This window comes from Aurantiacibacter gilvus (assembly GCF_038289935.1).
GTDB lineage: Bacteria > Pseudomonadota > Alphaproteobacteria > Sphingomonadales > Sphingomonadaceae > Alteraurantiacibacter > Alteraurantiacibacter gilvus.
In genome coordinates this window covers 810,937-830,328 of record NZ_JBBYHV010000002.1, presented here as the reverse complement: position 1 = coordinate 830,328, position 19,392 = coordinate 810,937, and the positions used below count along the sequence as shown (strand labels likewise).

At 65.5% G+C, this 19,392-nt stretch carries 19 protein-coding genes; 14 read left to right on the top strand and 5 right to left on the bottom strand.

Annotated features, from left to right (window positions below):
• Nucleotides 1-6 precede the first annotated feature (6 nt).
• The 3 genes from AAEO60_RS13985 to AAEO60_RS13975 form a co-directional block, all read right to left on the bottom strand.
• A complete protein-coding gene (locus AAEO60_RS13985; protein ID WP_341674324.1) occupies nt 7-1,704 on the bottom strand; it encodes a M1 family metallopeptidase in 1,698 nt (565 codons plus the stop codon).
• A gap of 32 nt (nt 1,705-1,736) precedes the next feature.
• Entirely contained in the window at nt 1,737-4,130 is a 2,394-nt protein-coding gene (clpA, locus tag AAEO60_RS13980; protein WP_341674323.1) for an ATP-dependent Clp protease ATP-binding subunit ClpA, read from the bottom strand.
• Between the two features lie 168 nt (nt 4,131-4,298).
• Complete coding sequence (locus AAEO60_RS13975; RefSeq protein ID WP_341674322.1) at nt 4,299-4,505, bottom strand: DUF1192 domain-containing protein; 207 nt, start codon at nt 4,503-4,505, stop codon at nt 4,299-4,301.
• 115 nt (nt 4,506-4,620) lie between these two features.
• Here AAEO60_RS13975 and AAEO60_RS13970 point away from each other — a divergent pair, with 115 nt between their 5' ends.
• From AAEO60_RS13970 to AAEO60_RS13950, 5 genes are all read left to right on the top strand, one after another.
• Nucleotides 4,621-5,613, top strand: coding sequence for an NAD(P)H-quinone oxidoreductase (locus AAEO60_RS13970; RefSeq protein WP_341674321.1), 993 nt, complete (start codon nt 4,621-4,623; stop codon nt 5,611-5,613).
• A 2-nt stretch (nt 5,614-5,615) separates the two neighbouring features.
• A complete protein-coding gene (locus tag AAEO60_RS13965; protein WP_341674320.1) occupies nt 5,616-6,497 on the top strand; it encodes a DUF8021 domain-containing protein in 882 nt (293 codons plus the stop codon).
• Nucleotides 6,498-6,608: 111 nt separating this feature from the next.
• Nucleotides 6,609-7,523 carry a UDP-2,3-diacylglucosamine diphosphatase gene (locus tag AAEO60_RS13960; RefSeq protein WP_341674319.1) on the top strand — a complete coding sequence of 305 codons (915 nt, stop codon included), beginning with the start codon at nt 6,609-6,611 and terminating at the stop codon, nt 7,521-7,523.
• Between the two features lie 19 nt (nt 7,524-7,542).
• On the top strand, nt 7,543-8,586 hold the full coding sequence (locus tag AAEO60_RS13955; RefSeq protein WP_341674318.1) for a glycosyltransferase family 4 protein: 1,044 nt from the start codon (nt 7,543-7,545) through the stop codon (nt 8,584-8,586).
• A 124-nt stretch (nt 8,587-8,710) separates the two neighbouring features.
• Nucleotides 8,711-9,439 (top strand): cell cycle transcriptional regulator TrcR, encoded by a 729-nt coding sequence (locus AAEO60_RS13950; RefSeq protein WP_341674699.1) that lies wholly within the window; start codon nt 8,711-8,713, stop codon nt 9,437-9,439.
• A 72-nt stretch (nt 9,440-9,511) separates the two neighbouring features.
• On the opposite strand, the gene AAEO60_RS13945 is transcribed toward AAEO60_RS13950, so the two are convergent.
• Both AAEO60_RS13945 and AAEO60_RS13940 read right to left on the bottom strand, forming a co-directional pair.
• Nucleotides 9,512-9,919 carry a bactofilin family protein gene (locus AAEO60_RS13945; protein ID WP_341674317.1) on the bottom strand — a complete coding sequence of 136 codons (408 nt, stop codon included), beginning with the start codon at nt 9,917-9,919 and terminating at the stop codon, nt 9,512-9,514.
• The gene (locus AAEO60_RS13940; RefSeq protein ID WP_341674316.1) at nt 9,912-11,033 is read right to left on the bottom strand and encodes a M23 family metallopeptidase; all 1,122 of its coding nucleotides are present in this window, start codon (nt 11,031-11,033) and stop codon (nt 9,912-9,914) included. Before AAEO60_RS13940 ends, AAEO60_RS13945 begins: the two co-directional genes overlap by 8 nt.
• Nucleotides 11,034-11,348: 315 nt before the next feature.
• On the opposite strand from AAEO60_RS13940, the gene AAEO60_RS13935 reads away from it, so the two are divergent.
• From AAEO60_RS13935 to AAEO60_RS13895, 9 genes are all read left to right on the top strand, one after another.
• On the top strand, nt 11,349-12,623 hold the full coding sequence (locus tag AAEO60_RS13935) for a glutamate-5-semialdehyde dehydrogenase (protein WP_341674315.1): 1,275 nt from the start codon (nt 11,349-11,351) through the stop codon (nt 12,621-12,623).
• Between the two features lie 24 nt (nt 12,624-12,647).
• On the top strand, nt 12,648-13,709 hold the full coding sequence (locus AAEO60_RS13930) for an aldo/keto reductase (protein WP_341674314.1): 1,062 nt from the start codon (nt 12,648-12,650) through the stop codon (nt 13,707-13,709).
• Entirely contained in the window at nt 13,709-14,368 is a 660-nt protein-coding gene (locus tag AAEO60_RS13925) for a nicotinate-nucleotide adenylyltransferase (protein ID WP_341674313.1), read from the top strand. The genes AAEO60_RS13930 and AAEO60_RS13925 overlap by 1 nt, the downstream gene beginning before the upstream one ends.
• 134 nt (nt 14,369-14,502) lie before the next feature.
• On the top strand, nt 14,503-14,886 hold the full coding sequence (gene rsfS / locus AAEO60_RS13920; protein ID WP_341674312.1) for a ribosome silencing factor: 384 nt from the start codon (nt 14,503-14,505) through the stop codon (nt 14,884-14,886).
• 281 nt (nt 14,887-15,167) lie between these two features.
• Nucleotides 15,168-15,590 carry a 23S rRNA (pseudouridine(1915)-N(3))-methyltransferase RlmH gene (locus AAEO60_RS13915; protein ID WP_341674698.1) on the top strand — a complete coding sequence of 141 codons (423 nt, stop codon included), beginning with the start codon at nt 15,168-15,170 and terminating at the stop codon, nt 15,588-15,590.
• A gap of 5 nt (nt 15,591-15,595) precedes the next feature.
• Nucleotides 15,596-16,801 (top strand): murein hydrolase activator EnvC family protein, encoded by a 1,206-nt coding sequence (locus AAEO60_RS13910; protein WP_341674311.1) that lies wholly within the window; start codon nt 15,596-15,598, stop codon nt 16,799-16,801.
• A 109-nt stretch (nt 16,802-16,910) separates the two neighbouring features.
• Nucleotides 16,911-18,248: a S41 family peptidase gene (locus tag AAEO60_RS13905; protein ID WP_341674309.1), complete on the top strand. Its 1,338-nt coding sequence runs from the start codon at nt 16,911-16,913 to the stop codon at nt 18,246-18,248.
• A gap of 123 nt (nt 18,249-18,371) precedes the next feature.
• Nucleotides 18,372-18,842, top strand: a complete 471-nt coding sequence (locus tag AAEO60_RS13900) for a disulfide bond formation protein B (protein ID WP_341674308.1) — start codon at nt 18,372-18,374, stop codon at nt 18,840-18,842.
• Nucleotides 18,839-19,357 carry a demethoxyubiquinone hydroxylase family protein gene (locus AAEO60_RS13895; RefSeq protein WP_341674307.1) on the top strand — a complete coding sequence of 173 codons (519 nt, stop codon included), beginning with the start codon at nt 18,839-18,841 and terminating at the stop codon, nt 19,355-19,357. Before AAEO60_RS13900 ends, AAEO60_RS13895 begins: the two co-directional genes overlap by 4 nt.
• The last annotated feature ends 35 nt before the right edge of the window (nt 19,358-19,392 follow it).

The following is a 19,392-nucleotide window of genomic DNA, read 5'->3' as shown; positions in this document are numbered from 1 at the left end:
CGGCCATTATCTGTTGCGGTTCTGGTAGGCCTCGACGGCCGCATCGTAGCGCAGCACGCGGTTGGCGGGATCGAGCAGGACGTGGCGTGATGTGCTTTCGAGCTCCAGCCTACCGCGCCCTCCGGTCATGGGCAGGGTGACGCGCTCGCCGTCGATCTCCACTTCCACCGGCATTTCGAAGGGCAGGTCCGAGGGCGTCTGCCATTCGAGCAGCAGGTCCGTGCCGTCATAGGCGGATTCGAGGCGCGGCAGCGGGGCCTGGTAGAAATAGGCGTCGAAGAACCATGCAAGGTCGCGTCCGCTCATTTCCTCCAGGATCGCGCGGAAGTCCTCGGTGGTGCGGTTCAACGGGCGGATTTCTCCCGGCTGCGGATCGTTGGTGCCATAGGTCAGGCGGGTGATCGCAGGGAACAGCACGTCGTCGCCCACCAGGTAGCGCAGGCTGTGCATGATCCACGCGCCCTTGAAGTAGATGTCGTCGCCCCATTGCGCCTGCCGGTCGTTGTAGTCGGGCAGCGTGCCTTCGGGCGGCACCAGCGGTACGCGGCTCCACACGCGCTGGCGGTTCTCCCACATCTCGGCATCGTAGAGCATCTCGCCGCGCGACCACTCGAGGTAGAGCGGCTGGGTCCAGGTGGTGATCCCTTCGTGCAGCCACATGTGGTTGATGCTGGCATGGGTCAGCTGGTTGGCGAACCATTCGTGGGCGAATTCGTGCTGCAGCAGCCAGTCGTGGCCATAGGCTTCGGGTTTGAACTGGTTGCCGTAGGCGTTGATCGTCTGGTGCTCCATGCCGAGGTGCGGGGTCTCGGCAATGCCCGCCTTCTCGTCGGCGAAGGGATAGGGCCCGAAGGTCGCTTCCATGAAGGCGATCTGGTCTTCCATCTCGTCCAGCAGGCGCTCGGCGCCCTCCTCGTTGCCCGGCAGGTGCCAGAAGCGCAGCGGGATCACGTTGCCGAAGCGGCTGGCATAGTCGCGCTGCGCAACTTCGTAGGGGCCGATCTGCAGCGTCACGCCGTAGTTCGACGGATCGCGCGCGCGCCAGTGGTAGGTGGTGGTGTCGTCCTCGTTCTCGGTGGTTTCGACCAGCCCGCCGTTGCCTGCCGCGACGAGACCGTCCGGCACGGTGACCAGCAGGTCGATCGTGTCAATCCGGTGCGCGGAGTGATCGATGCAGGGCCAGAAGGTGTCGCAGCCTTCGCCCTGGATGGCCGTGGCGATCCAGGGTTCCCCGTCCGGGGTTTCCGACCAGACGAAGCCGCCATCCCACGGCGGATTGGCCGCCACGTGCGGCTGCCCGGCATAGCGGACGGAAAGGTCCACCACGTCTCCGGCGCTGACGGGGTCCGGCAAGTCGATCTGCAGCAGGCCGTCGGGATTGCGCCAGGCGCTGGCCTCCAGTTCCGTCCCGCCCACGGCCACGCCGCTGATGGCGTACCGTGGATCAAGGTCCAGCGCGAGGTGATCGAGGTCCTGCGACACGGCGATGCGGTACCGGCCCTCGCCGCTGATGCGCTCGTTCTCGGGATCGACCGTGATCGCCAGCGTCACGTGGTCGAGATGCATCGCCGCCCGCGCGCCTTCCAGCGGCAAGTCGCTCTGCGCGGTGCGCTCGGCGAGCGGTTGCACTTCCTGGGCGGAAACGGAAACGGCGAGGGCACAGGCCCCCGCCGCTAGCGATGCGATGATGAAGCGTGGCGTCATGACGCAGGCTTAACCCGCACCAGCCGATCCGCCTAGTCTTCGCTGTCGTCCTTGGTCTCGTCAGCCTTATCGGCCGCCGAAGTATCGGGCTTCTTGGGTGCCGCCTTCTTCGCTGCCGGCTTGCGCTTGCGCTTGGGCCGGGCCTTGGGCGGAGCAGGCGTCAGTTCGAAGGCGAGCGCGTCGTCCTTCACGCTGACATGCACCTCGCCGCCGCTCGACAGCTTGCCGAACAGCAGTTCCTCGGCGAGCGGTTGCTTGACCTTTTCCTGGATCAGGCGCGACATCGGACGGGCACCCATCAGCTTGTCGTAGCCGCGCTTGCCCAGCCATTCGCGGGCATCGGTATCGAACTGGATGTGCACGTTCTGGTCTGCCAGCTGCAATTCCAGCTGGAGGATGAACTTGTCGACCACGCGGCTGACCGTTTCCGGGCCGAGATAGGCAAAGGGCACGATAGCATCGAGGCGATTGCGGAACTCGGGGGTGAACATCTTCTTCACCGCCTCTTCCGAAGCCTCGATCTTCTGCCCGGCACCGAAACCGATGCCCTGCTTGGCCGCGTCCGACGCGCCTGCGTTGGTCGTCATGATCAGCACGACGTTGCGGAAGTCGACCGTCTTGCCGTGATGGTCGGTAAGCGAACCGTTATCCATCACCTGCAGCAGGATGTTGAACAGGTCGGGGTGCGCCTTCTCGATCTCGTCGAGCAGCAGCACGCAATGCGGGTGCTGGTCGATGGCGTCGGTCAGAAGGCCGCCCTGGTCGTAGCCGACATAGCCGGGAGGCGCGCCGATCAGGCGGGAGACGCTGTGACGCTCCATGTATTCGGACATGTCGAACCGCTTCAGCTCGATCCCCATGATCGAGGCGAGCTGGCGCGCGACTTCGGTCTTGCCGACACCGGTGGGGCCGGAGAACAGGAACGAGCCGATCGGCTTGTCCGGATCGCGCAGGCCTGCGCGGCTCAGCTTCATCGCGGTGGACAGGCGGGTGATCGCCTCGTCCTGGCCGTAAACGACGCGCTTGAGGTCCCTCTCGAGGCTGCCGAGCGCCTTCTTGTCGTCCTTCGACACCGACTTCGGCGGGATGCGCGCCATGGTCGCCACGACCTTCTCGATCTCCTTGGCGGTGATCGTCTTGCGGCGGCGGCTGGGCGGCACCAGCATCTGCATCGCGCCGACTTCGTCGATCACGTCGATCGCCTTGTCGGGCAGCTTGCGGTCATTGATGTAGCGCGCGCTCATCTCGACCGCGGTCTTGATGGCATCGGGCGTGTACTTGACCTTGTGGTGCTCTTCGAAGGCCGAGCGCAGGCCCTTGAGGATCTTGATCGTGTCCTCGACCGTGGGTTCGTTCACATCGATCTTCTGGAACCGGCGCAGCAGGGCGCGATCCTTTTCGAAGTGGTTGCGGAATTCCTTGTAGGTGGTCGAACCGATGCAGCGGATCGTGCCCGACGACAGCGCGGGCTTGAGCAGGTTCGAGGCGTCCATGGCCCCGCCGCTGGTGGCACCGGCGCCGATCACCGTGTGGATCTCGTCGATGAACAGGATCGCCTCGGGCATCTTCTCGAGCTCGTTGACGACCTGCTTCAGCCGTTCCTCGAAATCGCCGCGATAGCGCGTGCCCGCCAGCAGCGCGCCCATGTCGAGCGCATAGATGACGGCTTCTTCCAGCACTTCGGGCACGTCGCCTTCGACGATCTTGCGCGCCAGGCCCTCGGCGATGGCCGTCTTGCCGACGCCTGGATCGCCGACATAGAGCGGGTTGTTCTTCGACCGGCGGCAGAGGATCTGCACCGTGCGGTCGACCTCGGGGCCGCGCCCGATCAGCGGATCGATGCGGCCGTCCAGTGCCTTCTGGTTGAGGTTGACGCAGAACTGGTCGAGCGCCGAGTCCTTCTTGTTCTTTTCCGGCTTTTCGTCGCTGTCGCGCGACTGCCCTTCCTCTTCCGCGCCGGTGGGGGGGCGGCCTTCCAGCTGGCGACCACCCTTGCCGATGCCGTGGCTGATGAAGCTGACGGCGTCGAGGCGGCTCATGTCCTGCTGCTGCAGGAAATAGACCGCGTAGCTGTCGCGTTCGGAGAACAGGGCGACCAGCACGTTGGCGCCGGTGACCGTGTCCTTGCCCGAAGACTGGACGTGCAGGATGGCGCGCTGGATCACCCGCTGGAAACCCGCCGTGGGTTGCGGATCGGCATCCTCATCCGTCTTAAGTGATTGATATTCCTGATCTAAATACTGGCGGACCACGGCGCCGAGTTCGTCCATGTCGACACCGCAGGCATTCATCACCTCGCCCGCTTCGGGATCGTCCACCAGCGCCAGCAGCAGGTGCTCCAGCGTCGCATATTCGTGCGCGCGGTCGATCGCGTGCTGGATCGCCGTGTGGAGGGTCTTTTCGAGGTTCTGTGCGAAACTTGGCATCTTGGTCCTTGGTGGGTCAGCGCGAGGATAGGCAGGCTGCGCCCGTTTTGGTGAACATGGCCCTAATGCGGGTGGTGAATTCCCCGAGAGGAGGGGGAATGGCTTGGCGAAATACCGATATGGTGCGCAACCGCGCGATTTCGAGGGGCGATGCGGGCCGGCGGCCCATCAATCGGTCTCTCGCGGCTTGAACAAGGCATCGGCCACCTTGCGATGGTCTGATGCCTTGGCATGATGGGCCTTTACTCGTGCGATTTCGGCTTCGAGCAATTGCACCCGCGCCATCAGTTCGTCTTGCGAATATGTGTCTAGGTCCTCCTTGGCGAGGAGGGCGGCCGCGTCCGAACGCATGCGGGGAAGGTCGTCGTCTTCCATTGCATTGCAACATTCCCCTCGCGACGCTTGCTGTCAATGGTCCTCCACCCTAGGACTGTGCATCGCCGGAGGGGCTCAACAGGGGAAGTAAGTGTCGGAGACATTGCCGAATAGGATGTCCGTGGTCGCGATCAGCGAACCGGGCGGACCAGAGGTGCTGTCGCTGGAAACGCGCGACGTGCCGCAACCGGGCAAGGGCGAAGTGCTGGTTCGGGTCAGCCATGCCGGGGTGAACCGCCCCGATTGCCTGCAACGCGCTGGCCGCTATCCGCCGCCCGCCAATGCCTCGCCGCTGCCAGGGCTGGAGATTGCGGGTGAAGTCGTAGCGCTTGGCGAAGGCGTCGATCCTGCCCAGCAAGGCAAGCAGGTCTGCGCGCTGGTGAATGGCGGCGGCTATGCCGAATACTGCATCGCGCGCCCCGAACATTGCCTGCCGGTGCCCGAAGGCCTCACCATGGCAGAGGCGGCCGCGATCCCCGAGACCCTCTTCACCGTGTGGCACAATCTCTTCCAGCGCGGCTATGCTCGCGACGGCGAGACGATCCTGATCCACGGCGGCACCAGCGGCATCGGCACCATGGCCACCATGCTTGCCAAGCTGTTCGACCTGACCGTCATCACCACCTGCGGGTCAGACGAGAAATGCGCCGCCTCGCTCTCGGTCGGTGCAGACCTGTCGCTCAACTACAAGGTCACCGATTTCGTCGAAGCCGCTCGCGACTTTACCGGCGGCAAGGGCGTGGACCTGCTGCTCGACGTGGTTTCGGGTGACTACACCCAGCGCAATCTCGATACGCTCGCCGAGGACGGCCGCCTGGTGGTGATTGCCACGCTTGGCGGGCCCGTGTCGGAGATCAATGTTGCCAAGATGATGGTGAAGCGGCAGTCGATCACCGGTTCCACGCTGCGCCCGCGCACCAACGTGTTCAAGGGCCTGCTGGCGGACGAGATATTCCGCGAGGTCTGGCCGCTGGTGGAAACCGGCGAACTGCGCCCCGTGATGGACAAGACCTTTGCCATGGCCGACGCGGCCAAGGCCCATACCCGCATGGAAGCGGGCGAGCACGTCGGGAAGATCGTGCTCGACATAACCGGAGAGACTGCCTGACCATGACTGACCGTGCCGACCTCTATGCCCATGTCGACGCCTATCTCGCTGCGCTGGCCAAGCGCGATTCGGCCAGCCTGCCCTGGGCGGACGATGCCGTGTTCACAGAGAACAATGTCCAGCTCGCGCTCGATGATGGCCTGTGGAACACGTGCGACGCGGTCGATCCGAACTATGACCTGAAGATTGCCGACACCAGGTCCGGCGAAGTCAGCTGGATCGGTCACGTGGTCGAAGGGCCGGACAGTTCGGTCATGTGCCTGCGGTTGAAGATTGCCGGCGGCAAGATCGTCGAAGCGGAGACAATCGTCTGCCGCCCACACGAGCTCGGACCCTTCCCGCTGGTGCAGCCCGATCGCCGCCCGCGCGAAATCTTCTTCGAGGACGTACCCGAAGGCGAGCGGAGCAGCCGTGAGGAGCTGATCCGCATTTCCGATGGCTACTTCGAAACTCTCGAGCTCAACGATGGCACGCTGCATTCCGAGTTCACGGATGATTGCGACCGTATCGAGAACGGGCTGCAGACCACCAATACCGAGATCGAAGGCTACCCCATCGCCCGCATGGGCTGCGCTGACCAGTTCCGCCTCGGCCAGTACCGCTACGACGATCGCCTGCGTGACCGCCGCTTCCCCCTCGTCGACGAGGAAAAGGGCGTGGTTCTGGCGGGCGGCTTCATCGACCATGCCGGCAAGCTGATCGACCTGACCTGGACCGACGGCAGCAAGCACAAGTCGATCTTCCACTTCCCGCACTCCTTCGTGCTGCTGGAAATGTTCAAGATCGTGGGCGGCAAGATTGCGGCGGTGGAGGCGGTCTTCGTTACCGTGCCGTACAACATGGCCTCGCCCTGGATCGCACCGCAGCCTTACGTGGTGCGCTGACTCCCGAATGTCATAGTGTCGCCGAACTGCCGCAGGACTGTGGCTGCCCTGTAACAAACAGGTCATACAGAATCGAAGCCAGACCCATGGTGACAAGGGATTCTGGCTTCCATGTTCGGCTCATACCTTGAAGGCGACTTCGGCAACGGCAGGCAGGTTTCGGCCTTCCCCGATCTGGAGCGACACCAGCCCAGCGTGCCCGAGCGCTCTCCCGAGAAGCGGCGCACCTATCGCACGGTGTGGATCTCCGACGTGCATCTCGGCACCAAGGGCTGCAATGCCGAGCTGCTGATCGACTTCCTCGACTCGGTCGACAGCGAGACCATGTACCTCGTCGGCGACATCATCGACGGCTGGCGGCTGAAGAAGCGGTTCTACTGGCCCGACGCGCACAACGATATCGTCTGGCGCCTGCTCAAGCGCGCCAAGCGCGGCACCCGCATCGTCTATATCCCCGGCAACCACGACGAGATGTTCCGCCAGTTTACCGGCATGCATTTCGGCGGGATCGAGATACGCCGTGCGGCCTTCCACGATACCGCCGACGGCCGGCGCCTGATGGTGCTGCACGGTGACGAGTTCGATGCCGTCATGCTGTCGCACCGCTGGCTCGCCTTCCTCGGTGACGCGCTCTACCACTTCATGATGGGGCTGAACCGCTGGGTGAACGCGGCGCGCAAGGCGCTGGGCCTGCCCTACTGGTCGCTCAGCAAGATGGCCAAGCACAAGGTGAAGAACGCAGTCGAGTTCATCGGCAAGTACGAAGAGGTGGTCGCCCGCGCTGCTGCCGAGCGCGGTGTCGACGGCGTCGTTTGCGGCCATATCCACACCGCGGAACACCGCATGTTTGTCCAGGACGGCAAGAGCATCGAATATTGGAACGACGGTGACTGGGTCGAGGGCTGCAATGCCCTGGTCGAACATGCCGATGGCAGGATGGAGATCCTCAACTGGCCCGAAGTGGTTGCCGCGCGCAAGGAAGCGGAGCTGCAAGGGGCCGAACCCGGGGTAGCGGCTGCTGCCTGAGGACAGCGGGAGCACTGGCATGCGGATAGCCCTCATCACCGATGCCTGGTTGCCGCAGGTCAACGGCGTGGTGCGCACGCTGACCACCGTGATCGCCGAACTGCGCAGCCGCGGGCACGTGGTCGAGGTGACCTCGCCAGACCTCTACCGCTCGATCCCCGCGCCCTCCTATTCCGAGATCCGGCTGGCACTGGTCGGCCCGCGAGCCGTGGCCAGGCGGATCGAGGCCTTCCGGCCCGACACGATCCATATCGCTACCGAAGGCCCGCTCGGTTGGGCGGCACGGCGTTACTGCCTGCACAAGAAGCTGCCATTCACCACGGCCTATCACACCCAGTTCCCTGACTATATCGCGCGCCGCACACGGCTGCCGGCGAGCTGGTTCTGGCCGTTCATCCGCTGCTTCCACGGTCCTGCCGCGCGCACCATGGTGGCGACCGGGACGATCCGCGCGCAGCTCCGCGAGCAAGGGGTGGAACCGCTGCACCACTGGAGCCGCGGCGTCGACGTCGGCACCTTCCACCCCGATTACCCACCGCCGGACCTGTTCTTCACCCTGCCGCGTCCGATCCAGCTCTATGTTGGCAGGGTGTCGGTGGAAAAGAATATCGAGGCCTTCCTTGGCAACGCGCATCCGGGTTCCAAGGTCGTGGTCGGTGCTGGCCCCGCGCTGGAGAAGCTGCAGGCAAGGTTCCCCGAAGCGCACTTCCTCGGCAAGCGCACCGGCGATGAGCTTGCGGCCTGTTACGCCGGCGCGGACGTCTTCGTCTTCCCGAGCAAGACCGATACGTTCGGCCTGGTGATGATCGAGGCGCTGGCTTGCGGCACGCCGGTGGCGGCCTATCCGGTGCCGGGACCGCTCGACGTGCTCGAGCCTGCCAGTGGCGTCATGGCGGAGCGGATCGAGGACGCGATCGCCGGTGCGCTCAGGCTGGATCGTGCTGCTTGCCACCAGCTGGGCAAGGCCTTCAGCTGGCACGCCAGCGCGGACCAGTTCGTCTCCGGGCTCGCGCCGATTGCCCGCGAAACAGCGTCCGCTCGCCTCGCCAAGGCGCCCGCCTGAGGCAAACGCTTGCCCACGGGCAGCAAACAGACTACATCGTACGCCACATAACGGCCGTCCCGCGAGGGGCGGCCCTTTTATTTCCAGACGGAGAAATGCCGTGGCTGATCAAGCCAAGCCCCTGATGCCTCATGCGACCGCCAGCTGGCTGGTCGACAACACTGCGCTGAGCTTCACGCAGATCGCCGACTTCTGCGGCCTGCACATCCTCGAAGTGCAGGCGATGGCGGACGACCTTGCCGGTGCCAAGTACACCGGCCGCGATCCGGTGCATTCGGGCGAACTGACGCACGCCGAGATCGAGCGCGGCCAGGCCGACCCGGACTATTCGCTGGTGATGCAGAAGGCTCCGGTCGACGTGAGCCGCACCAAGGGCCCGCGCTACACTCCGGTGTCGAAGCGCCAGGACAAGCCCGACGGCATTGCCTGGATCCTGCGCAACCACCCGGAAATCTCCGATGCGCAGATCGGCCGCCTGATCGGTACCACCCGCAACACCATCAACGCGATCCGCGAACGCAGTCACTGGAACATCCAGAACATCCAGCCGAAGGACCCGGTGACCCTGGGCCTGTGCTCGCAGCGCGAACTCGATGCGGCCGTGGCCAAGGCTGCCAAGCGCGCTGCCGCTGCGGCTCCCGAAGTCGAAAGCGAAGAGGCCGAAGCCGTTGCTCCTGTCTCGCCGCGTGACGACAAGCAGGAACTGATCGCCGAACTGCGCCGTGAGCGTGAAGAGGCCGTCAAGGCTGCCGCCGAAGCTGCGCAGGAAGCCGAAGCCGAAGCATGGCTCGAGAAGAAGCGCGCTGCCGAAGAGGCTGGCGAGACCGAAGAAGCCGACCCGACCGCGCTCTGATTTCGGTCAGCACATAAAAAGTGGGCGGCCTCGCGGGGCCGCCCATCCCTCCCAAACTGGAAGAACTGCCGGCTAGCCGGCCAGCGACATCTTGCGCTGGTCGTCTGCGGCTATCGGTGCCGGGCTGCCCTGCGCGGCTGCCTTTGTGGCAGCGGCCTTGGCGCGCAGCGGGGCGAAGCGGCCATCGACGGCTGCGCCCTGTTCGATGGTCAGCGTATCGTAGCTGACGTCGCCAGTGATCTTGGCGCTCTTGAGCACGATCAGGTCGCGAACTTCGATCGTGCCCTGCACTTCGCCTGACAGGCGGGCGCTCTCGGCCTTGATCTCGCCTTCGACGCGGCTCGATTCGCCCTGCACCAGGCTGGCGCAGGCGATGTTGCCGATAACCTTGCCGTCGACATGCAGGTCTACCGATGCCTCGATATCGCCGCGGATGGTGACATCGGGTCCGATGACCGAAAAGGTGCTGCCATTAGCCATCGACTTCGATCCCTGATTCGTTGGAGTTTTCGTTGGAGTTCGGGGCGAATTCCGCTCGGATTTGCTCGAGAACATGGGGGGCTGTCTCCAGGAAGGGCCGCGGGTTCACGGCGCGGCCGTTGATGCGCACTTCGAAGTGCAGGTGCGGACCGGTCGAGCGCCCGGTGCTGCCAATGGCCCCGATGAGGTCACCCGGATTTACCGGCTGGCCGCGCTGCGTGTTGAAGCGCGACATGTGGGCATAGCGGGTCACAAGGCCGGCACCGTGGTCGATTTCGACGACGTTGCCGTAGCCCGACTTGCGGCCCACGAACGATACGGTGCCTGCTGCAGCCGCCACGATCGGCGAGCCGGTCGGGCCGCGGAAATCGAGCCCGCTATGCATGGCAGCGCGACCGGTAAACGGGTCGCGGCGATAGCCGAAGCCGGAGCTGATCGAGCCGATATCGGCGGGCATGTACTGCGGGATCTGGTCAAGGCCGCGTTCCAGCGCGCTCATGCGGGCAAGGCTGAGGCCGAGCCGCTCGAAGCGCGGATCGAGCGAACCGTCACCTTCGGAGGCCATGCTTTCCATCGGACCACCCATGGCCGCCTCGTTGGCAGCAGCCACGGCGCGGGGATCGAGCCCGAGCTGGCGAATGGCCTGCTCGGCGCGAGCGGCGCGGCGATCGGCATAGAGGGTCATGCGTTCGACGAAGGCGAGCTGGCGCGCTTCCATCCGCGCAATACCTTCGGCTTCGGGGAAGGCATCGCGGATCATCGAGATCAGCTCTTCGCTTTCCGCAGAGGAGTCGGTGACGCTGTGGTCGGCGTTGCCCATTACGTCTTCGGGCAGCATTTCGACGATGCCGTCGAGCATGTTCTGCCGCGCCTGCAGGTCAGCCAGGGTGGCGTCGATATCTTCAGAATAGGCTTCGAACCGCTCTTCCGAGGTGGCGACCTGCGCCTCGCGCTCCAGCAGCGAAGCGCGTTCGTTGCTGGCTTGCCACTGGCTGATCGCCATGAAGCCCATCGAACCCGCCCAGCCGACGGCTACGGCAAGCGCCAGGCCTGCTGCACCCATCTGCATGCGTGTGGTGATTGTCAGGAAGCGAACCTGTCCCTGTGAACGCATGAAAAATTCGCGTTCCGGAAACATGGCCCGCAGGCGTGCCCAAAATCCGCCTGTGGTTTGTTGCGACAAAAGTGACCCCGTACGTCCCGTGTGTTCTTGTTGGGGCGTAGCGATAACGAGCGCACGGCTTACGTCGATAGCTGCGCGTTAACCTTTGGGGCGAATCGAACCCGAACTGCGATGAAACGTTTCGGCAGGAGAAATTTTCTTCCCGATCGTGGGAACCAATCGCGAATCCAGCGTTTGCGGCGGCGCAGAAAATTGCTTGCCGATTCGCCCCTGACTTGCGCGCTTCCGGATGATAGGTGCGCCTGCATGAACGACACACTGCACAATGACGACGACTATACCGCGCTGGTGAAAGACCTGGCGCTCAAGGGCCGCGCGGCGCAGCGTTTGCTGGCGCGCGCCACGGACGAACAGAAGGCCGAGGGCCTGCGGCAGGCCGCCAAGGCGATTCGCGCGCAGGCCGACGCGATCCTGGCTGCCAATGCCGAAGACCTGGCGGCGGGCGAGGCGCGCGGCCTTAGCCCGGCCATGCTCGATCGGCTCAAGCTGGACAAGGATCGGCTGGAAGGCATTGCCTCGGCGGTCGAGAATGTTGCCAGCTTGCCGGACCCGGTTGGCGAAGTGATCTCCAGCAGCGAAGCGCCCGCCGGGATGGTGCTGGAGCGCCGCCGGATTCCCATCGGCCTGATCGGGATCATCTACGAGAGCCGCCCCAACGTGACAGTCGACGCTGCCGCCCTGTGCCTACGCTCGGGCAATGCTGCGCTGCTGCGCGGGGGCAGCGAGGCGATCCATTCCAACAAGGCGCTGCACGCGGCCTTTACCGAAGGCCTGGAAGCGGCCGGCCTGCCTGCCGAGGCCATCCAGTTGATGCCAACGCAGGACCGCGCCGCCGTGGGCGCCATGCTCAAGGCTGCAGGCCTGGTCGACATGATCGTGCCGCGCGGCGGCAAGGGACTGGTGGAGCGGGTGCAGAACGATGCCCGCGTGCCCGTGCTCGCGCACCTCGACGGCATCTGCCACACCTATATCCACGCCTCGGCCGATCCGGCCATGGCGAAGCAGATCGCGGTGAACGCCAAGATGCGCCGCACCGGCATCTGCGGGGCCATGGAGACCCTGCTGATCGACACCAACTTCCCTGCCGCTGCTGACGTGCTGGATGCGCTGGCCGATGCCGGTTGCGAACTGCGCGGCAATGCCCGTGCGCAGGCCATCGATTCGCGGGTGAAGCCGGCCAGCGACGAGGACTGGGATACCGAATACCTCGCCGCCGTGCTTTCGGTCGCCGTGGTCGACGGCATCGACGAGGCGATGGAGCACATCGCGGAGCATTCTTCTGGCCATACCGAAGCCATCATCGCGGCGGACGAAGCGGCCGCCCAGCGCTTCCTCGACGAGGTCGACAGCGCCATCGTCATGCACAATGCTTCCAGCCAGTTTGCCGATGGCGGCGAGTTCGGCCTGGGCGCGGAAATCGGCATTGCCACAGGCCGCCTGCACGCACGCGGGCCAGTGGCGCTGGAAGGCCTGACCACATACAAGTGGCAGGTTCGCGGCCAGGGCCAGGCGAGGCCCTAGCAGGCCGCCAAGGGGAGGAAGGCAATGCGTTACAACCGGCTCGGCAATTCCGGACTCGTGGTCTCCGAGCTGTGTCTCGGCGCCATGACCTTCGGCAACACGCCCTCGGCCTTCTTCCAGCATGACCTCGACCAGGCGGGATCGACCGCGCTGATCAGGCAGGCGCTCGATGCCGGGGTGAACTTCATCGACACGGCCAACGTCTATTCGATGGGCCAGTCGGAAGAGTTCGTCGGCACCGCGCTGCATGACCTTGGCGTGGCGCGTGACCAGGTAGTAATTGCCACCAAGGGCATGGGGCCGATGGGCGAAGGACCCAACGATGGCGGCTATGGCCGCTATCACCTCCTGAACCAGGTCGACGCCAGCCTCGAACGGCTGGGGCTGGACAATGTCGATCTTTACCAGATCCACGGCTGGGACCCGAACACGCCGATCGAGGAGGGCCTGCGCGCGATGGAGGATATCGTCCGGTCGGGCCGGGCGCGCTACATCGGCGTCAGCAACTGGGCCGCCTGGCAGATCGCCAAGGCGCTGGGCATTGCCGAGCGGCGCGGGTGGGACAAATTTATCTCCAACCAGGCGCTTTATGCCGTGACCGCGCGCGAGCTCGAACGCGAACTGGTGCCGATGATGCTGTCCGAGGGCCTCGGGCTGATGGTCTGGAGCCCGCTGCTGGGCGGCCTGCTGTCGGGCAAGTACGATTTCGGCGGCCCGGATGGGACTGGCGGCGTGAGCGGCGAAGGCCGCCGCGCCAAGCTCGATTTCCCCAAGGCAGACAAGCACTTGGCAGAGAAAGCCGTCGAGGCCATGCGCCCCATGGCAGAGCAACGAGACGTTGCGGTTCCCGCCATCGCCCTGGCCTGGTTGCTGCACCAGCCTGTAACCGCTTCGGTTATTATTGGTGCAAAGCGAGAGGCGCAATTGGCACAGAACCTGGCCGCCACCGATATCGAACTGTCTTCCCACGAACTGGCTACGCTGAATGCCATCGGGCAGCTGGACCATGAATATCCATCATGGGCCATCGAGGCGCAGAACCACCGCCACGGCTTTCGCGTGTCCGAGCGGCGGCCCGCCGACTAATGCGCGGCCCCATCACCGGCCTGCTGGGCGGCAGTTTCAATCCCGCCCACAGGGGCCACCGGCGGATCACCCTGTTCACCCAGCGGGCGCTGGGGCTGGACGAGGTCTGGTGGATGGTTTCTCCCGGCAATCCGCTCAAGCCGCGCAAGGGCATGGCGCCGCTGGCTGCTCGCGTGCGCTCGGCGAAGGCGGCCAGCCGCAACGCGCCGATCCGGGTCACTGCCATCGAGCGCGAGCTGGGTACGCGCTACACCGTCGAAACCCTGCGTGCGCTCAAACGCCGCTTCCCGCGCCGCCGTTTCGTCTGGCTCATGGGGGCGGACAACCTCGCGCAATTCCACCAGTGGCGCAGCTGGCGGCAGATCGCGCGGGAAATGCCCATTGCCGTGATCGCCCGCCCGGGGTATGACGACAAGGCCTTGGCGAGCCCCGCCATGGCCTGGCTGCGACGTTACCGGTTACCCGCAGCCGGCTTACGCAACCGGGGCGAATGGAGCGCACCCGCGCTGATAGAGCTGCGTTTCGATCCCGATCCGCGTTCGGCTACACAGATACGCCGGGCGGATCCGCAATGGACAGACCGGTTTTCCGGGCCTGCTCCACGGGATGAAGTGACGCATTCCCTCATTCATGACAGCCAACAGGGGGTGGACGCGTGAGGCGTACAGCCCTTTACGCTTTTGTCCTTCACCCCATATACGGAGCATGACTATTCGCGATGACATCAGCCAATTCTGGGGCGCCCCTGCGCTCCGCCGCACACGGCAGCACCGCAAAAGCAACTATCATTTCCATGCCTGATCTCGATACCACCATCACCGCCGAGCCCGGCTCGCTGCTCGAACTGATCCTGACCCAGCTCGACGACGACCAGGCGCAGGAAATCGTCTCCATCCCGCTCGAAGGCAAGAGCTCGATCGCCGACTTCATGGTCGTCGCCTCGGGCCGCTCGACCCGGCAGGTCGCCGCCATGGCCTCCAAGCTGGCCGAGAAGCTGAAGCAGGCCGGCGAACCGAGCCCGCGCGTGGAAGGCCTTCCGGCTGCAGACTGGGTGCTGATCGATGCCGGCGACGTTGTCGTCCACCTGTTCCGCCCGGAAGTGCGCAGCTTCTACAACCTGGAACGGATGTGGGGCTTCGGCGAGGACGGCGAAACGCGGCAGATGGGCACGGCCTAGCTTGTTCTTCGCTCACGCCTCCGCGTGAGCGTCCTCGATGCAGTTTGCTCGCGGCACCTGCGGTCACGCGGTCACGCTCGCTGGCCGCGACCGAGTTCATCGCCAGACAGCTATAACGCTCTGGGATCGGCCCCAAAGGGGCCGCAAGGCCGACTGGCCGCCCGCAGCGGGCACGCAGCGAAGCGGAGCGCGTTGAGCGAGGATGCAAGCGCGCAGGCGCTTGCGAAAAACAACCATTTCGCGGAAACTTGGCGCAACGCCCCCGGCAAGGACCAATCACCATCCTTCTCCACGTCATCGCTCGCGGAAAGATTGCCCGCTCGCCCGAGGAAGACCTCGTCGAGCGCTATGCCAAGCGTATCACCTGGCCGCTCAAGCTGACCGAATTGCCCGAAACCGGCGGGCGTATTCCTGAACCGGCTACCCCGTACAAGACCGTCCTGCTCGACGAGAAGGGCAAGAACCTCGGCTCCGAGGAATTCGCCGCGAACCTCGGTCGCTGGCGGGACGATGGCATGCGCGAATGCCGCTTTGTCATCGGCGCGGCTGACGGCCATTCCGATGCCGAACGCGCCGAGGCGGACCTGCTGCTGTCCTTCGGCAAGGCCACCTGGCCGCACCTGCTCGCCCGCGCCATGCTGGCCGAACAGCTGTTCCGCGCCACGGCAATCCTTGCAGGCCATCCCTATCATCGGGCAGGATAGCAGCCATGCATCGCATGCTCCTCCTCATCGGTTCCTTCGCCTTCTGCGCGGCAGCGGCATGGGGCCAACGCGTGCCGGCCCGTGAAGATTCGGAGGAAATGCGCGCCGCCCTCGCCGAAGCCCTCGCCGAGCGGGAGAATGCCGAGGCCCGCAGCCAGCGTTTCGAACAAGAGGCACAGGAGGCCGAAGACGCGGCCGAACGCGCTGCACGCGAAGCCGCTGCGCTTGCCGCGCGCGTGCAGCAGGCCGAAGCGGGTATTGCTGTTGCCCGCGCGCGCATTGCCATGATCGACCGCGAGCAGGCAGAGCTGCGCGAAGAGCTGGGCCGCGAGCAGCAGCCGGTGGTGGAACTCACCGCCGCGCTCCAGCAATTCTCCCGCCGCCCCATCGCCCTTTCGCTGCTGCGTCCGGGATCGGTGAAGGACGTCGTCTACCTGCGCGCCTTGCTGCACGACCGCGTGCCGCAAGTGCAGGCGAGCACCAGCGACCTGCGCGGCCGTATCGACCATGCCCGCGAGCTGCGGCGCGAAGCCCTCGCGGCAGCCGAGGTGCTGCAAGCCGAGGAAGTGGCACTCGCCGCCCGGCGCGAGGAACTGGCTGATATCGAAACCCGCCAACGCCTTGCCGCGCGCGCCGCGGGCAGCTCCGCCAACCGTGAGGCCGAACGCGTGCTGGCGCTGGCCGAGGAGGTGCGCGACCTCGACGGGCTGGTGGACGAGCTGGACCGTGCCGCCACCTTGCGCGCGCAATTGGCCGCCCTGCCGGGTCCGCGCTTGCGGCCTGCCCAGCCGGAGAGCAACCAGCTTGCGGCAGCGCCGTCTCCCGCACCTTCGCAGGCCAATGCCGATGCCCCGTCGCCCTATATCCTGCCCGTTGCCGGACGCACGCTGACCGGCTTCGGCGCACCGCAGCCTTCGGGGCTCAGCCAAGGGCTGACGCTAGCTCCCATCGGCGGCGCACAGGTCGTCGCCCCGGCGGCTGGCCGCGTGGCCTTCGCCGGCCCCTATCGCGGCTATGGCCGGATCGTGATCATCGAGCACCCCGGCGGCTGGACCAGCCTTGTCACCGGCCTCGTCCGCAGCGATGTCGAGGTGGGCGAAGCGGTAGTCAGCGGCTCGCCGCTCGGAGTCGCCGGACCGAGCGACCCGAGCATCTCGCTGGAACTCCGCCGCGATGGCGAACCCGTAAATCCCGCGCTCTACGTGGGCTAAACGGGATTCTGCCCGTTTCTGGGGCCCCTGCATCCCTCATCTGGCGTTAAGCGATGGGGTGCTATAAATAGCTCTCTGGGACTCCCTCCTTGTCGAGGACGACACGAATATGAAGTTTGCACCCGCCATCCGCGCTGCTGCCCTGTGCACGGCCGTTGCGCTCGTTCCCGCCACCACGGCTGCCATTGCCCAGGTCGAAGGCCGCGCATCGCCTGAATTTGCGCGCCTGTTCGCCACTTACCAGCGGATCAAGGCCAGCTACGTGGAACCGGTCGAGGACGAAGTGCTGATTCGCGGCGCGATCGACGGGATGCTGGCAGCACTCGATCCGCACTCGGCTTACCTCGACGGGGCCGCGCTCGAGCGACTCAACACCATGATCGACGGCAACTACCAGGGCCTCGGCATCTCGGTGCAGATGGAAGACGGCGCGGTCAAGGTGATCTCGCCCTTCCGCGGCAGCCCGGCAGAAGCAGCCGGCATCAAGGCAGGGGACTTCATTACCCACATCAACGGCGAGCTGATCTACGGCCTCGAACTCAACGATGCCGTGGAGCAGATGCGCGGTCCGGCAGGGTCTGACATCGAGGTCACGATCTTCCGTCCGGGACGCGAAGACAGCTTCGAAGTCACCGTGACGCGCGGCGTGATCGAGCTGGAGCCGGTGACCTGGGAACTGCTCGAAGGCAATATCGGCCACATCAGCGTGAACGAGTTTTCTGCCGATGTCGGCGCCGACGTGCGCACCGGCATTCGCGAGCTGCAGGAGCAGGCGACGGGCCGCATGGCCGGCCTGGTGCTGGACCTGCGCCGCAATCCCGGCGGTGCGCTGAACGAAGCCGTCGCCCTGTCCGACCTGTTCCTGTCCGAAGGACAGATCGTCTCGCAGCGCGGTCGCAACCGCCGCGACACGGTCTACTACGATGCCGAGACGGTCTATCGTGGTGACGTGGTCGAAGGCATGCCGATCATCGTGCTGATCGACGAGGGCTCGGCTTCGGCCAGCGAAATCGTCGCCGGTGCCCTGCAGGATCATCGCCGGGCGCTGGTCATGGGTGAGCGCAGCTTCGGCAAGGGCTCCGTCCAGACGCTGTTGCCGCTCGCCAGCGACGCCGCGCTCAAGCTGACCACCGCGCGCTATTACACGCCGGCGGGTCGCTCGGTGCAGGAAGGCGGTATCGAACCCGATATCCGCGTGCCGCAGCTGAGCGATCCGGATGCCGAGCGCCGCCAGCGCCTCGCCCTGCGCGAAAGCGACCTGCGCGGCCATCTCGTCAACGAAGTCGGCAGCGGGGACGAGAACCTCGAGCGCGACCGGCTTGACGATCCGCGCTTCCAGCTGACCGCGGCCGAGCTCGAAGAGCAGGGCATCGACGACTTCCAGCTCGACTACGCCGTGCGCACCCTGCGCCGCACTGCGAGCGTGAACGTCGCGTCACGCCGGTAGGATCTCTGTTATGCGCAGCCGCCTCCGCGGCTTCGTCCTCGCCATGCGCGCAGGCAAGCTGCGCCCGCTGCGGGCGGCCGGTCGGCCTTGCGGTCGATTGAACATCGACCGATAAGGCACTCCATGACGACTCCCTTGCCCCTGTCCGACAAGTACGCCCGCCTGCTGGCGCTGGCCGTGCCCGCGCTGCTGCTGGGCGGCGCCTATATCTCCGAGTACGGGTTCGGCCTGTTCCCCTGCGAGCTGTGCTGGTGGCAGCGTTATCCGCATTTCGTGGCGCTGGTGCTGGCGATCCTGTCCTTTGCCATGCCGCCCAAGCGCGTCTGGGTGGCCCTCGCCGGCCTCGCCATCGCGGTTTCGGGCGCCATCGGTGTGTTCCATGCCGGGGTCGAATACCATTGGTGGGAAAGCCCGCTCGGCTGCACCGCCACCGATCCCTTCGCCATCGAATTCGTGCGCTGCGACGAAGCAGCCTGGACCTTGTGGGGCGTCTCCCTCGCGGGTTTCAATGCGCTCTTCTCTCTCGGCAGCGCGATCGCCATATGGGTACTGCTGCTGGCCCGGGAAAAGGCTGTTGGGGAGAAGCGGGCATGACCAAGGATCGCTCCGAAATGATCCGTGTCGACCAGGCGGGAGAGTTCGGTGCCACGCGCATCTACGCCGGCCAGCTGGCGGTGATGGGTGATCGCGCGCCGCATTCGGCGGAAATTCGCGCCATGGCCGAACAGGAAAAGGGCCACCGCGCCGAATTCGACGCCCTGATGGCAGAGCGCGGCGTGCGGCCCACGGCCCTGCAGCCGTTCTGGGATGTCGCGGGCTTTGCACTGGGCGCGGGTACGGCCTTGCTCGGCCCGGAAGCCGCCATGGCCTGCACCGCCGCCATCGAGACCGAGATCGACGAACACTATACGCGCCAGCTGGAAGAGCTGGAAAAAGACGGCGACGATCCGGAACTCGCGGACATGATCCATCGTTTCCGGGAAGACGAGCGGGAACACCGCGACGCCGCTTTCGCTCACGGTGCGGAGCGAGCGCCGGCCTATCCGCTACTGTCAACGGCGATCCGGCTCGGGTGCCGCGCGGCTATCCGCCTGTCCGAGAAGATCTGACCGGCAGAGATTTGACGCCAGAATATTTGACTGAG